This is a genomic window from Mesorhizobium sp. WSM4308, from assembly GCF_002294905.1.
In the GTDB taxonomy this organism is placed as follows: Bacteria; Pseudomonadota; Alphaproteobacteria; order Rhizobiales; family Rhizobiaceae; genus Mesorhizobium.
Genome location: NZ_NSFW01000002.1, coordinates 297,931 through 312,052, shown reverse-complemented (window position 1 = coordinate 312,052; position 14,122 = coordinate 297,931). Strand labels below are relative to the sequence as shown.

Here is a 14,122-nt window from a genome sequence, read left to right as displayed (position 1 = left end):
GCCGGGCTTCTAGCAGCGTAGTGCCGGGCTGTCGACCGGTCCGGCGGCGCGGACGCCGCCGGATGCCATGGCTTGCCTCAGGCCAGCTCGCCCATCCGGTTCGCCAAAACCACCTCCGGAAGCCAGCTGGCGATAGCGCCGCCAATCGCGTCGGCATGATCCTCCTGAAGATAGTGCGCACCAGGCCCGAGATTGATGAAACCGCAGTTCTTCAAACCGGCCGCGAATTCGCGCGCGGCCTGCGGCCCGATCAGCGCGCCCGGATCACCCGCGAACAGCAGTTTCGGATAGGTGGACAGCCGCAGCGCGCGATGGTCGTGCGCGCTGATGGCGGCGACGTCGGCGGGCTGGCCTTCGATGGGCATTTCCCGGGGCAGGCGCAACACCGGCCTGCGCGATTGCGGCGTCGGGAACGGCGCCCGATAGGCGGCCATTTCCTCGTCGCTCATCGTGCGCAGCACCGAGGCCGGCAGCACTTTCTCGACGAAGACATTGTCCTCCAGAACCAGCTTTTCGCCGACGCCGGGCGTGCGGAGCGCCTTGAACATTTCGCGGGCTTGCGGGCGCTGGTGAAAATCCTCCCAGCGCTCGAAGGGCCGGATGAATTCCATGAAGGCAAGGCCGAGGATGCGCTGCGGCCGCCTTGCCGCGAGATGGAAGGCAAGTGCCGTGCCCCAATCCTGCGCGACCAGCACCACATCGCTGATGTCGAGGGCGTCGAGGAAGGCATCGAGATAGCGGACCTGGTCGAAGAAGCGATAGTCGATATCGGGCTTGCCGGACTGGCCATAGCCGATCAGGTCGGGCGCGATGCAGCGGCCGAACGGCGCGACATGCGGGATGATGTTGCGCCAGATATGGGACGAGGTCGGGTTGCCGTGCAGGAACAGCACGGTCGGGCCGGACGCTCCCGCCTCGACATAGGACATGGTCGAATCGAGTACGGGAATCTGCAAGCGTTTCGGCGCGGTGGCGACGGGCTGAGGCGGGTTGGCTTTCGAACTCATGGGGTCGGCTCCTTTGCAAACACTGTGCTGAAGATGACTTTCTTGAACCGCTCGAGCGGTTCGGGGCTGCGCTCGACCTTCATGCGCAGCATGGCGCCCTGCCAGGACGACAGCAGGAAGTCGGCGAGGTCCTCGGCCTCGAAGGTCTTGGCGATGTCGCCGGCCGCCTGGCCTTCTGCGATGCAGACGGCGAATGGCTGGCGCCAGCGCTCGAAGATGGCGACGAGTTGCAAGCGCAACGGCTCGCTGTGCATGGCTGTCTCGAGGCTGAGATTGCCGATCATGCAGCCGTGCGCCCAGTCATGCGCCTCGAGCTTCGAGGTGATGACGTCGAGGTAGCGGCTCAGCCTGCCTATGGGCGGCGTGCCGTCCTGCGCCAGCGCAGCCTCGACCAGCCCACTGACATAGGTGAAGTAGCGATCCAGCACTTCGCCGGCGAACGCCTCCTTGGAGGCGAAATGATTGGTGAAGGATCCCGGCCGGGCGTCGGCGGCAGCAACGATGTCTCGCACGCCGGCGGCGGCATAGCCTGAATTCCAGATGGTCCGGAAACCGGCGTCGAGAAGTTTTTCGCGGAGTGATTGTCTAGCCATGGTGAAATAATACGTACGTACGTATTGATGTCAAGCGCATATTTTTGCTGTGTCCTATGTTGGCAAGTGACGAATGGGATGGCACTGCAAGAGCGTCCTCGGCGGACAACAGGTAAAGGAGCGAACATGGCTGCGGCGAAACAAGTGATCGTCATCGGCGCCGGCATTATCGGCGCCTCGATCGCCTGGCATCTGACCAGGGCAGGCGCGCAGGTCACGGTCGTTTCCGAAAGCGGCGCGGGTGGCGTCGCAACGCCCAATTCCTTTGCCTGGATCAACGCCAGCTGGGGTAACCCCGAAATCTATTTCCGGCTGCGCACCCGCGCCATGGCCGAGTGGAGGCGACTGGCGAACGAACTGCCTGGGCTGCCGCTCGCCTGGTGTGGCGGGCTGTGCTGGGACTTGCCGGACGACCGGCTCGAAGCCTACGCGGCCGAACATTCTTCATGGGGCTACGGCATTGAACGCGTTGGCCGCGAGCGGGCGACGCAAATCGAACCCAACCTGGTCGAGCCTCCTGAATTCGCTGTTCATGTCGCGGAGGAAGGCGTGGCCGAGCCGGTCGCGACGGCCAGGGCCTTGCTGGCGGATGCCGGACGGCATGGCGCGCGGGTCATTGCCAGCACGGTCTCGGCGCTGGCCCAGACCAACGGCAGGACGACCGGCGTGGACACATCGCATGGGCTGATTGCCGCCGACGAAGTGGTGATCGCCGCTGGCGTCGGCTCGCCCGACATTGCCGCGACGGCCGGCATCAAGCTGCCGATCGAAACGCCACCTGGCCTGATCGTCCATTCGCGGCCATACAAGAAGCTGCTCAACGGTCTGGTGCATGTCGAGAGACTGCATATGCGCCAGACGGCAGAGGGCCGCATCATCGCCGGCTCTGATTTCGCCGGCGGCGATCCCGGCCAAAACCCCGAAGCGACGGCGCGCGACCTGTTCGCGGTGACGAAGGCGGCATTGCGCGGCGCCGAAGGGCTGGAGCTCGATTTCCACACCATCGGCTACCGTCCCCATCCGATCGACGGCTTCCCGATCATCGGCCGAGCCGAGGGCATGGACGGGCTCTATGTCGCGGTGATGCATTCGGGCATCACGCTGGCGCCGGCCGTCGGCCTGTTTGCGACCCGGGAAATCCTCGACGGCGAGCGCGACCCGCTGCTGGCACCCTATGGGCTGTCGCGCTTTGCTCAATAAGCCGGCGGGCGGCGAAAGCCACCGGTAAGCGGCTCAATGGCCGCCGCGACACCAAGCAGCCGCGCCTCCGACCAGCGTTTGCCGACCAATTGCAGGCCGATCGGCAGGCCGTCGCGATCTTTTCCGCACGGCATCGAAAGTGCAGGATGGCCGCTGTAGTTGAAGACGGCGCCATAGGCCGGCAGCATCCAGTAGTCTTGATCCTTGCCGTCGACCTTGATCGGCGTGCCCGGCTCGCAATGCGGAAAGGCCGTGGTCATCGCGACCGGGCAGAGCAGCGCGTCCCAGTCGTCCAAGAACCGGTCCCAGGCGAGAATGGATTTGTCGCGGCGGGCAAGCGCCTCGAACCAGCGCGAGACCGACGTCGGCCGCTCCGGCGGCTCGGGCTGCGCGGCCTCCATCATCATGCCGATCAGCGCGCCGCCCTGCGCGAGATCGTCGTGCAGATCGAGCTCGGGCAGCTTCGCCTGTTCCACGATCGCCCCCGCCGATTGCAGCTGCCTTGCGAGATTTTCGGCCGCGGCGCCGATAGCGCTGGCCACCGGGAAGCCGGGCAAGGACGGAGCGAAGGCAATGCGCACGGTCTTCAGGCTGAGCTTCGGCGTGATCTCGGCCGGCACCGGCGCCAGATCGGTGTCACGCCCGTCCGACCCGGCGATGATTCGGTGAATCAGCGACAGATCATCCACGCTGCGCGCCAGCGGGCCGAGGCAAGACATCAGCCGCACGCTGCGCGCCGCATTGCCAGGATTTGGGAAGGCGCCGGCCAGCGAGACGCGGTGTTCGGTCGGCTTCAGGCCGTACACGCCACAGAAGGCGGCCGGAAGCCGGATGGAATCCTGCATGTCGGTGCCGACATCGAACGGCGTCATGCCGGCCGCCACCGCCGCCGCTGCGCCGCCGCTTGAGCCGCCCGCCGTGCGCTCAAGGTTCCATGGATTGCTCGTGCGCCCGAACAGCGGATTGTTCGACTGCCAGTCCGACAGCATGGTGGCGACATTGGTCTTGGCCATCAGCACGCCGCCGGCCGCCTTCAGTCTCGCAACGACCGGGCTGTCGTGGCTGGCGACATAGTCGGCGAAGGGCGGGAAGCCCACCGTGGTTTTCATGCCGATGGTTTCGTGCATGTCCTTCAGCGTGAAGGGAACGCCATGCAACGGCCCGGGTGTGGCCCCGCGCGCAAGTGCCGCGTCGGCCTTCCCGGCGCGTTCGTACGCGCCCTCCCGGTCGAGCGAGATGACGGCGTTGACGCCTTCATTGTGCCGGTCGATCTGCGCCAGATGGGCATCGAGGGCTTCGACGGCGGAGATTTTGCGACGGGCGATGGCGGTGGCGAGTTCGACGGTTGAGGAGAAGACGATGTCCATGGCGAATGCTCCGGCTTGGCCGCGCTCATCAGATCAAGATGGCGGAGAGCGGCGCGGCTTCAAGCAGAGTTGAGCATTCGCGGCCTAGTGGTGTTTGATCGAAATTGCGCCGACCGTCCGTTGGGGTCTGCGCTCTACGGCGCCCCCTGTCCTGCGGCGGTTCCGACTTAGAGAAGGATTTACCCGACCAAGGCCAACTTCGCCGCCGTCGGGGCAAAGGGCCGAATGCTGATCCCGTCCCCAGTCATGGTGACGAAACTCGACGGCGGGATCGCCTGCCAGTCACCGCCCTCGCGATCGAAAGGTTCGGAGACGATGCAGCGGCCGCCGCCTTTGCGCAAGGAGGAGGTGTAGAGCGTCGGCGCATGGGCGTCGGTGGCATAGCGCACCGCGTGCAGCGCCTGCCCGTCCGAGAAGGCGGCGGTGAGTTTCAGTGCAGGTTCGAGGCCGGCCCGGCGCGAGGCTTCGAGCACGCGGGCAGTGGCGCGCGAGACCGCGCCTTGCGGGTCGCCGGCCAAGCCCTCGTCGATCATCAGGAGAAAGAACAATTCGGAATCGGTGGTGCCTTCGCGCTGGTCGAAGACGGCGTCGGACAGCGAATTCTCCAGCGCGCGGCGGATTTTCTCGAAGCCGCCGATCTGGCCATTGTGCATGAACGACCAGGAACCGGAGATGAAGGGATGGCAGTTCATGCGGCTGGTGGCGCCGCCGGTCGAGGCCCGCACATGGGCGAGGAATAGGCCGGATCTGATCTGCCGGCACAGGCTCTTCAGATTGGGATCGGACCAGGCCGGCAGGATGTCGCGGTAGAGGCCGGGCTCCGGCCGGTCGCCATACCAGGCGAGGCCGAAACCGTCGCCATTGGTCGGCGACTTGGCTTCCTGGGCGCAATGGCTCTGGGCGATCAGCGAGTGGCAGGGCGCCGTGAGAATGTCTTCAAGAAAGACCGCTTCACCGAGATAGGCCGCCCACCGGCACATCGCTTCTGTCGTCCTCTAGGCGCGATCCATGAGAGCCGCCGGCTCCTTGGTCGCGTGTGTGCCTCTGTTGTGCGTCCGGTCGTAAAGCTCGCGGACGATTCGGCTGGCGGTAGTCTCGAAGAGAAATGGCAAGAAAGCGTGAACGAGGGCGGCGCCGGCCGCCAGCAGCAGGCGCGAGGAGAACCAGGCGGCAAAGGCCATATGGCCGAAATAGGTTTCGCCGACCTTGGCGGGATGGGAAGTGAAGATCCTTGCAACCGACATTGAGGTCCCCTTCAGCGCTTGCGTTCAGATATGAGTATCCTGACACGCTTCGCCGGTTCATCGGTCTCAAAATGTCCTTGTATTTTGTCACTCTGCGGGACAAATATCCCAACATGGCGCTGGATATCGATGAAATAGACCGAAAACTGCTTACCGAATTGCAACGCGACGGCACGCTGTCGGTCGACCAGCTGTCTGAACGGGTGGCGTTGTCGCGCAATGCCTGTTGGCGGCGCGTCAAGCGGCTGGAGGAGGATGGCGTCATCACCGGCCGCGTGGCGCTGGTCGATGCCGACAAGCTCGGGCTTGGCCTTTCGGTGTTCATCCTGGTCCGTACCTCCAACCATGATCCCGACTGGTTGCAAAAGTTTCGGGCGGCGGTGACCAGCCTTCCCGAGATCACCGGCGTCTATCGCATGTCCGGCGACCTCGACTATGTCCTGCGTGCCCGCGTTGCCGACGTGAAGGCTTACGACCGGCTCTACCAGCGGCTGATCGCCAAGGTGGCGCTGTCCGATGTGTCCGCCTCCTTCGTCATGGAGGAGATCAAGGAGACGACGGTTGTTCCAATGGAAGTGCGCTAAAGCGTGCTCAGGCCATAGTGATGCCTGAAAGAAAGCCGTTGATAGCGGCGCGGGCGAATTGACCGAATCGGCAATCGCGCCGATAGGATCGATTTTATGCGCGCAGCCCTCCAAAACTCCTCCGTCATCGGTCCGACCGTCGGCTTCGTCAGATTGCCGCATGCTGAAGGACTTCCCCTCCCCGCCTACGAAAGCGCCGGCGCGGCCGGCATGGATCTTCGCGCGGCGGTACCCGACGACCGGCCACTGCTGATCCTGCCTGGGAAACGCGCTTTGGTGCCGACCGGGCTGATCCTGGAAATCCCCGAAGGCATGGAAGGCCAGGTGCGGCCGCGCTCCGGCCTCGCTTTCAAGCATGGCCTCACCGTCCTCAATTCACCCGGCACGGTCGACAGCGACTATCGCGGCGAGGTGAAGGTGCTTTTGATCAATCTCGGCGACGAGGATTTTGCCGTGACGCGCGGCATGCGCGTCGCCCAGATCGTTTTCGCCGCGGTGACGCAGGTGGCCGTCGAAGAACGTTCGCTGGCCGGCGGCACGGCGCGTGGTTCGGGCGGGTTCGGATCGACCGGCACCGCCTGATGCAAATACCAAAGCTGGTCATCTTCGACTGCGACGGCATTCTCGTCGACACGGAGAATCTCGCCAATCGACGCCTCGCCGAATGGTTGGCGGCCGCCGGCTATCCGACAAGCTTCGAATATTGCCGCAGGAATTTCTCCGGCCGCAGCATGGCCTCGGTGCAGAAGGAGATCGAAGAGCGGACCGAGGTTCGTCTCGGCGCCGATTTCGTCGATCGCTGGAATGCTGGCCTGCCGGACCTGTTCTCCCATGGCGTCGAAGCGATCCCCTACGTGCGGGAGTTCATCGAGGCGGTCCGCGCGGCCGGCATCCCCTATTGCGTCGCCACCTCGGCCCGGATTTCGAAGATGCACATCACGCTGGGCCAGACCGGGCTGTTGCCGCTGTTCGAACATGCGATGTTTTCCTCGACCATGGTCGGGCGCGGCAAGCCGTTCCCCGACCTGTTCCTGCATGCGGCCAAGTCCTTGGGCTTCGCGCCGGCCGACTGCATCGTCATCGAGGACAGCGTCGCCGGCACGCAGGCCGGCATCGCCGCCGGCATGCGGGTGTTTTCCTATCATGGCGATCCCTATTCCGACCGCGACGGCCTGATCGAGGCCGGCGGCATCCTGTTCGACGACATGCGCGAACTGGCTGGTCTTGTGCCGATCCACTGATCCGGGTCCAGCACGGCTGCGCGATGCTGGAACCCGTGCTAGCGTGAGTGGCCTGATCTTGGGGGGCGCTCATGCCAACGAACTTTTTCCGCTTGATCCTCGCCGTAATGATGCTGCCGTTCTTTTGGACTGTGGCCGGCGCTCAAACCGTCAGCTTCCCGGATCTGGGCAGCCCGCTGCCTGGCCGCCGCGATGTTACCTATCTCGACCTGGCCAGAATGGTCATCCCGAGCCTCGCCGCGGACGGAGACGGTTTCTACAAGGGCGGATTGCCGATCGAGATGCGCCACATCGAGGGACCGGATAGCGGCGGTTCGCCGCCCGAGACATCCAGCTTCCCCAACGCCGCCGTGCTTCCCGTCAAGGCCGGCGGCAAGGACCGGCTGGCCATGCTGTTCGACCTTGGCGATTCTCCCGACAGCGCAGAGGGCTATGCGGTGCTTGCACTCTACGACGTCACGGCCACGCCGAAACTGCTCGATGCGGCCAATGTCGCGGTCGACCGCAGCACCTATTTTCGCGAGCCGAACAAGCTTTCGATCGGCGCCGGCGACGACATGCTCATCACCATGAGCACGCATTTCAATTCGAGCCAGGGCTATGTGATCACCCCGCTGATCATGGTCCGCGACGACAAATTCGAGCTGATCGACATGATCTACACGTTCGACGAAAGGCTCTGCGCCTACAGCCGCAAGCAGGATGTGGCCTTCCAGACCATCGCCGACGGCCAGCCCTATGCCGCCGTCCAGGCGACGGTCACCGACAGCACCGTGCCAAGCGATGAAAGCTGCGATGACGCGCCGCCCGAAGCGTCGTCGCACGACATTTCCGTCACCTATCATTGGGACAAGAAGACATCGCGCTACGTCAAGGATTCCGACGCATTCGAGAAATTGGCAGCTGAGAACGAGAAACGCTTCTGAACCAAGCGCATTTATTTGCCCGGCCGAAGACGGCGCGATAGCATCCGCCCCGACACTTCTGATGGGGAGCATTCATGGACAAGGGCAAGATCTTTCGCGACCTGCATGCCTCGACCTTCGTCATGCCCAATCCCTGGGATCCGGGCACGACCAAGCTGCTCGGATCCTTCGGCTTCAAGGCGCTGGCGACGACCAGCGCCGGCTTTGCCTTTTCGCGCGGCCTGCCGGACGGCGCGGTGACCTTCGAGCAGATGATCCATCACTGCCGCGAGGTGACGGCGGCGACCGACCTGCCGGTCTCGGCCGATCTCGAGAAAGGCAAGGGCGACAGTGCCGAGCGGGCCGCCGAAACCATCTTCGCGGCGGAAGCGGCCGGCCTTGCCGGCTGCTCGATCGAGGACCACACCGGCGATCCCGACAGGCCGATCTATGATTTCTCCCACGCGGTCGAGCGCGTCGCGGCGGCGGTGGAGGCGGCTCGGGCCTTGAAACGCGATTTCGTCTTCACCGCGCGGGCCGAGAATTTTCTGTGGGGCAAGCCCGATCTCGACGACACCATCAAGCGGCTGCAGGCCTTCGAGAAGGCCGGCGCCGATGTGCTCTATGCGCCTGGGATCGGCGATGTCGAGATGGTGAAAACGTTGTGTTCGGCGGTCAGCAAGCCGGTCAACGTCATGGCGAAACCTGGCTTCACCATCGCCGATCTCTCAAAGGCTGGCGTGAAGCGCATTTCGCTCGGGCCCTGGCTGACCAATTTCGCCTATGGCATGCTGGAGACGGCGACGCGCGAAATCCAGCAGGACGGCACGTTCGGCTTCACCCGCGCCGCCATGCCGTTCGGCAAATTGCAGGCGCTGTTCGGCAAATCCGCCGATTAAACGGCGGCCGTCATATATGGCGACCGCGGTCAGCGGCGGCTTTCCCGTGCCGAGACCGCCTTGTGCAGATGCACCATCATGGCGGCGGCGAAGAGCGGCGTCAGCAAATTGAGCAGCGGCACGGCAAGGAAGGCCGCTATGACCAGCCCGGCGAGAAACACCGTGCCGGCATACTGCCGGCGCAAGGCCCTGGCTTCGTCCTCAGGGCGAAAGCGCATCGCGGCGAATTCGAAGAATTCGCGGCCGAGCAGATAGCCGTTGACGATGAAGAAGATGGCGATGTTGATACCGGGCACCAGCAGGAGCATCAGCGCCACGATGTTGCCCAGGATGACGACGCCGAGGAACTCTATCGCCAGCACCAGAGAGCGCCATGCCGGCATGGCGCGCCCGACCGGGTCGCGGGGATAGTCGGTGCGCTCGACCACTTCGGCGACATCGTCGAGGAACAGGCCGGCGATCACCGCCGTGACCGGGGCGACGAGCAAGGCCATGCCGAAGGCAAGGGCGATGGCCGCGATGATGCCGCCAAGCCACCCGACCCAGGACGGCATGCCCGGCAGCAATGTCTGGAGCCATGGCAAAGCCAGCCACTCGACAAGACTGGTCAGGCCAAACCACAAGGCGACCAGCGCCAGCACGGTCAGGCCGAGCGTCTTGATGAACACGGCACGAAACGGCGGCGAGAGCAGCTCGAGGACCGCGATGCGGGCAGCGTCGAAAATCACCGTGCTTCAACCCCCGGGTCAGCGGACACCGCCGACAGGCGGGACGCTTCCGAGATAGGCAGCGCGGGCCGCGAGCACAAGCATATCGCTATCGGGCGAACGCCGGCTTTCCAACCGGGATGGTCATGGCCGCGACGCCGGCCACGACAAAAGCCATGCCCAGCCATGCCGTCGGCCCCAGGCTTTCGCCGAGGAAGACGGCGCCGATGCCGACGCCGATCGGCACGCGCAGATAGGCCTGTGACGTGGTGCCGACCGAACCCAGCGTGTGGATGAGGCGGAAATAGATGACGAAGGCAAGCGCGGTCGAAAACACCGACAGGCCGAGCAGAGCCAGGATCGACGCCGTCGATGGCGAGAGCGTCCAGGGCTGGTCGACCACCAGGCTGAGCGGCACCAGCATGACCGCGCCGCACAGCATCGAGCCTGCCGCCGGCAGCATCGGATCGAGGCCCTTGAAGCCACGGCCGAAAATGGCGGCGCCGGCATAGCAGATCGTTGCCGCGACGATGGCGACCTGCGCCCACAGCTCGTGGCCGATGCCACCCAACGCCTCGGTGCCGACGATGAGGCATATTCCGGCTATGCCGGCGCCGACACCGATCAACTTGCGCACCGTGACCGGCTCATGGCGGGTGATCAGAGCGGTGAGCAGGAAGGTGAAGATCGGCGAGGTGGCGTTGAGAATGGTGGCGAGGCCGGCATCGACCGAGCGCTCGGCCGCGGCGATCAGCGTGAACGGTATGACGCTGTTGAGGCAGGCCTGGAAGGCGAAGCGGCGCCAGGTGGCTGTGTCGCGTGGCATGGCAAGTCCGCGCCAGCGGATGATGGCGAACAGGATGCCGCCGGCGATCAAGGTGCGCGCGGCGATGAAGGTGACGGGCGGGATGGTCTCGACGCCGATCTTGATGAAGGTGTAGGAGGCGCCCCACAGCACAGCCAGCACGCCGAGCAAGGCTAGGTCGATTGTCGTATCGTTCTTTGCAGACATGGGGACTGGCTTGCCTTTGATGGCTGATCGGCAGAGCCAGCTTGTAAGCGACGGCCAGACGAAATGCTTCGTCCACGGTCGAATTGTCGTAGCGCCTGGCGTGCCGCGCTCCAGGGTTCGTTGCAATGCAGGTCAGGCCGGCAGCACCTCAATAGCAACACACCCTAGGCAAAGCCGCCGCGAATCGCTAAACCCGCGCCCGGCCAGCGTGGCAAGAAGCCGGCTCGGGTTTTTGGCGGAGACATTGATGCCGGATTATGACGTGCTTTGCATCGGCAATGCCATTGTCGACATCATCGCCCAGTGCGAGGAGGCATTCCTCGAAACCAACGGCATCATCAAGGGCGCGATGAACCTCATCGACACCCACCGCGCCGAACTGCTGTACAGCCGGATGGGTCCGGCGATCGAAGCCTCCGGCGGCAGCGCCGGCAACACGGCGGCCGGTGTTGCCTCCTTCGGCGGACGCGCCGCCTTCTTTGGCAAGGTCTCCAACGATGCGCTGGGCGGAATCTACGCGCACGACATCCGCGCGCAGGGCGTCGCCTTCGACACCAAGCCGCTCCAGGGCGAGCCGCCGACGGCACGCTCGATGATCTTCGTCACACCCGACGGCGAACGCTCGATGAACACCTATCTCGGCGCCTGCGTCGAGCTTGGGCCTGAGGATGTCGAGGCCGACAAGGCCTCTGCGGCCAAGGTCACCTATTTCGAAGGCTATCTGTGGGACCCGCCGCGCGCCAAGGAGGCGATCCGGCAGACGGCCCGGCTGGCGCACGCCGCAGGCCGCGAAGTCTCCATGACGCTGTCGGATTCGTTCTGCGTCGACCGCTACCGCGACGAATTCCTCGAGCTGATGCGGTCGGGCACGGTCGACATCGTCTTTGCCAACAGTCACGAGATCAAGTCGCTCTACCAGACATCGTCCTTCGACGAGGCGCTGGCCAAGATCCGCAAGGACTGCGGAATAGCCGCCGTCACGCGGTCGGAAAAAGGCTCGGTCATCGTGCGCGGCGACGAGACCGTGGTGATCCAGGCGACGGCGATCCGGGAACTGGTCGACACGACGGGCGCCGGCGACCTCTATGCCGCCGGTTTCCTGCACGGCTATACGCAAGGCCGCGACCTCAAGACCTGCGGCGACCTTGGCTCACTGGCGGCCGGTCTTGTGATCCAGCAGATCGGCCCAAGGCCGAGGCAGAACCTGCGCCGCGAGGCGGAACTGGCTGGGTTGCTGTAGCAGCCGCTTCTCACCGTCGCGCAGTTGTCACATACCGCTCCTAGACGAAATCGAGAGCGTCCCGTGACTGACATTTCGGGGCGCCCGCAGTCAGATGGGATGTTGAAAAGATGCAAGACAGCAAGCTGTCGGGCGGCGTGACCCGTCGCCGCCATGATTTCCGTTTTCCGCAGTAGAAATTCAGCAATCGGCCTCGGCTGAGGGAGGAGCGCGCGGCCGGAAGACATGTGCATGAGCAGATTTCAGACAACCGGTCTTGGACAGGACGACTTCGCGGAGATGGTCGCGGAGGACGTCGAACGCGCGCTTGCCCATTATGACGAGGCCATAAACCAGTCCACCGTGGTCTCGGTCGGCAAGATCGCCGGCAGCATAGCATCCGCCGTCACCTTGCTGTCGCCGAAGCACCAGCGCGCCATCGACGCCATCCATGCCGACCTTCCCGGCCTTGCCTCGAAATTTGTGCGCGCTCTGGCGGCGGAAGCCGCGCGCCGCAGCGAGGCCGGCGCCGCCGATATGCCGACGGCTTTGCCGGACGATGAAAGGCTTGCCCCGCCGCCACGGTCCGACGACCTGGAATCGATGCTGATCGAGGACTGGGCCGGCCGTGTCGCCGGCTCGACCTATCTGGAAGAGAACCTGCGCATCGCCCGCTCGACCCTGCACCGCTGGCAAAGGCGCGGCGATGTCATCGCCTTGCGCAAGGGCGGCCGCAAGCACGTTTTCCCGCTGGCGCAATTCGTCGACGGCAGGCCGGTCGCGGGCATAAGCGACGTGCAGTCGCTGATCGGCAATGCGAGGCTCGCCTGGCTGTGGCTGACGCGCCCGGCAGCACAACTCGACGGCCGCATTCCGATCGACCTGCTGCGGCAGGACCAGATCGAGGACGTCGTCGAAGCGGCACGGGCGTTCGCGCCGGACTGAAGCCGGCGCGGTCATCCCTTGGATTTTGGAGTCGGCACAGTTCTTGGCGATAGCTAGGCCGTCTTGCGAAGGCGAGGCCTGGACGACGGCTGTTGCGGCGCCATTTCGCTGGCGGTGACCAGCCGATTTCGGCCGCTCTTCTTGCCGATGTACATCAGCCGGTCGGCGAGCGCGATCAGCGCTTCGGAGTCGCCAGCTTCCGCCGGATACATGGCCACGCCGACGGTGCAGCCGACCTGGATGGCGCCATTGGGCGTGGGAACCTTGATCCGCAACCTTTCCAGGATGCGTTCGGCGACGCGCACGGCCTTCTGCCGTGCCAGCTCGGTGTCGGCCGAGAAAAGGAAGGCGAACTCGTCGCCGCCGAGCCGGGCGACGAAATCGGCGCTGCGCAGGATCGAGCGAAGCTGGCTCGACACGCGCTGCAGCAGCGCATCGCCGGCCTCGTGGCCAAGCGTGTCATTGACTTCCTTGAACCGGTCGAGATCGATGAACAGCAACCCGGCCGCCTCGCCGGTGGCGGCGCAGCGGGTGACGACCGATCTGATCTCGTTGTGGAAGGCACGCCGGTTGGGCAGGTCGGTCAAGGCATCGTGGTTGGCCGAATGGTCGCTCTGCTGCTTCGCCACCTCGATCTCGCGCTTTTGCGCCGAGAGTTCCTCGTTGGCGATCTTCAGATCCAGGACCAACTGGGCGTTCAGGTCCTCGACGACCTTGCGGTCGCTGATGTCGACGACGAAGCCCTCCAGAAATTCGAGTTCGCCGGCTTTGTCCCAGACACCGCCGCCGATCTCGCGGACCCAGAGCGGTTCGCCGGCCCTCGGCACAATGCGATAGTCGACGTTCCAATTGCGGCGCGCCTCGAGCGCGGCGTCGACGGCGGCATAGACCGACGGGAGGTCATCCGGGTGGATGGCCGAGACGTAGTCGCGCACCGCATTGTGGATGAAATCGCTCGGCCGATAACCGCTGACGGTGAAGATGCCGTCGCTGATATAGAGCATAGTGTAGGACGCGTCGTTGCGGCAGCGATAGAGATAACCGTCCATGCGGCCGGTAATGCTGAGCAAGGCGTCCAGCCGCTCGTCGTGGTGGACCACTGGGCCGACCGTGGATACGGAAACTCCGTCATGCTTCATGGCCGCACCCCCATTTAGCGGTCTGAGCGCGCCGTGGATGCCGTTACGGCATGTCGGCAA

Annotated in this window: 16 protein-coding genes; 8 read left to right on the top strand and 8 right to left on the bottom strand. The window is 64.7% G+C overall.

Annotation, left to right across the window (positions count from 1 at the left end):
- Positions 1-77 precede the first annotated feature (77 nt).
- Positions 78-1,007 carry a haloalkane dehalogenase gene (locus CK227_RS04330; RefSeq protein ID WP_095771703.1) on the bottom strand — a complete coding sequence of 310 codons (930 nt, stop codon included), beginning with the start codon at positions 1,005-1,007 and terminating at the stop codon, positions 78-80.
- Entirely contained in the window at positions 1,004-1,600 is a 597-nt protein-coding gene (locus CK227_RS04325) for a TetR/AcrR family transcriptional regulator (protein ID WP_095771702.1), read from the bottom strand. Before CK227_RS04325 ends, CK227_RS04330 begins: the two co-directional genes overlap by 4 nt.
- Before the next feature lie 126 nt (positions 1,601-1,726).
- Here CK227_RS04325 and CK227_RS04320 point away from each other — a divergent pair, with 126 nt between their 5' ends.
- Positions 1,727-2,800 (top strand): FAD-binding oxidoreductase, encoded by a 1,074-nt coding sequence (locus tag CK227_RS04320; RefSeq protein ID WP_095771701.1) that lies wholly within the window; start codon positions 1,727-1,729, stop codon positions 2,798-2,800.
- Here the strand turns inward: CK227_RS04320 and CK227_RS04315 are convergent.
- From CK227_RS04315 to CK227_RS04305, 3 genes are all read right to left on the bottom strand, one after another.
- The gene (locus tag CK227_RS04315; RefSeq protein WP_095771700.1) at positions 2,794-4,167 is read right to left on the bottom strand and encodes an amidase; all 1,374 of its coding nucleotides are present in this window, start codon (positions 4,165-4,167) and stop codon (positions 2,794-2,796) included. The genes CK227_RS04320 and CK227_RS04315 overlap by 7 nt on opposite strands.
- A gap of 179 nt (positions 4,168-4,346) precedes the next feature.
- Positions 4,347-5,147 carry a class II glutamine amidotransferase gene (locus CK227_RS04310; protein WP_095771699.1) on the bottom strand — a complete coding sequence of 267 codons (801 nt, stop codon included), beginning with the start codon at positions 5,145-5,147 and terminating at the stop codon, positions 4,347-4,349.
- A gap of 15 nt (positions 5,148-5,162) precedes the next feature.
- Complete coding sequence (locus tag CK227_RS04305) at positions 5,163-5,411, bottom strand: DUF6356 family protein (RefSeq protein WP_095771698.1); 249 nt, start codon at positions 5,409-5,411, stop codon at positions 5,163-5,165.
- Between the two features lie 113 nt (positions 5,412-5,524).
- Between CK227_RS04305 and CK227_RS04300 the strand changes: the two genes are divergently transcribed.
- The 5 genes from CK227_RS04300 (at position 5,525) to CK227_RS04280 (ending at position 9,040) form a co-directional block, all read left to right on the top strand.
- Positions 5,525-5,995 (top strand): Lrp/AsnC family transcriptional regulator, encoded by a 471-nt coding sequence (locus CK227_RS04300; RefSeq protein WP_095771948.1) that lies wholly within the window; start codon positions 5,525-5,527, stop codon positions 5,993-5,995.
- Between the two features lie 96 nt (positions 5,996-6,091).
- On the top strand, positions 6,092-6,577 hold the full coding sequence (gene dut / locus CK227_RS04295; RefSeq protein WP_095771697.1) for a dUTP diphosphatase: 486 nt from the start codon (positions 6,092-6,094) through the stop codon (positions 6,575-6,577).
- Positions 6,577-7,236: an HAD family phosphatase gene (locus CK227_RS04290; protein WP_179296382.1), complete on the top strand. Its 660-nt coding sequence runs from the start codon at positions 6,577-6,579 to the stop codon at positions 7,234-7,236. The genes dut and CK227_RS04290 overlap by 1 nt, the downstream gene beginning before the upstream one ends.
- 71 nt (positions 7,237-7,307) lie before the next feature.
- Positions 7,308-8,162, top strand: coding sequence for a hypothetical protein (locus tag CK227_RS04285; RefSeq protein ID WP_095771695.1), 855 nt, complete (start codon positions 7,308-7,310; stop codon positions 8,160-8,162).
- Between the two features lie 74 nt (positions 8,163-8,236).
- Positions 8,237-9,040 (top strand): oxaloacetate decarboxylase, encoded by an 804-nt coding sequence (locus CK227_RS04280; protein WP_095771694.1) that lies wholly within the window; start codon positions 8,237-8,239, stop codon positions 9,038-9,040.
- Between the two features lie 29 nt (positions 9,041-9,069).
- Here CK227_RS04280 and CK227_RS04275 read toward each other — a convergent pair whose 3' ends face one another.
- Both CK227_RS04275 and CK227_RS04270 read right to left on the bottom strand, forming a co-directional pair.
- Positions 9,070-9,768: a sulfate transporter family protein gene (locus CK227_RS04275; RefSeq protein ID WP_095771693.1), complete on the bottom strand. Its 699-nt coding sequence runs from the start codon at positions 9,766-9,768 to the stop codon at positions 9,070-9,072.
- 88 nt (positions 9,769-9,856) lie between these two features.
- Positions 9,857-10,759 (bottom strand): EamA family transporter, encoded by a 903-nt coding sequence (locus CK227_RS04270; RefSeq protein ID WP_095771692.1) that lies wholly within the window; start codon positions 10,757-10,759, stop codon positions 9,857-9,859.
- A 247-nt stretch (positions 10,760-11,006) separates the two neighbouring features.
- Between CK227_RS04270 and CK227_RS04265 the strand changes: the two genes are divergently transcribed.
- Entirely contained in the window at positions 11,007-11,999 is a 993-nt protein-coding gene (locus CK227_RS04265) for an adenosine kinase (RefSeq protein ID WP_095771691.1), read from the top strand.
- A 231-nt stretch (positions 12,000-12,230) separates the two neighbouring features.
- Positions 12,231-12,923: an antitoxin Xre/MbcA/ParS toxin-binding domain-containing protein gene (locus CK227_RS04260; RefSeq protein ID WP_095771690.1), complete on the top strand. Its 693-nt coding sequence runs from the start codon at positions 12,231-12,233 to the stop codon at positions 12,921-12,923.
- Between the two features lie 53 nt (positions 12,924-12,976).
- On the opposite strand, the gene CK227_RS04255 is transcribed toward CK227_RS04260, so the two are convergent.
- Positions 12,977-14,062, bottom strand: coding sequence for a sensor domain-containing diguanylate cyclase (locus tag CK227_RS04255; RefSeq protein ID WP_095771689.1), 1,086 nt, complete (start codon positions 14,060-14,062; stop codon positions 12,977-12,979).
- Positions 14,063-14,122 lie beyond the last annotated feature (60 nt).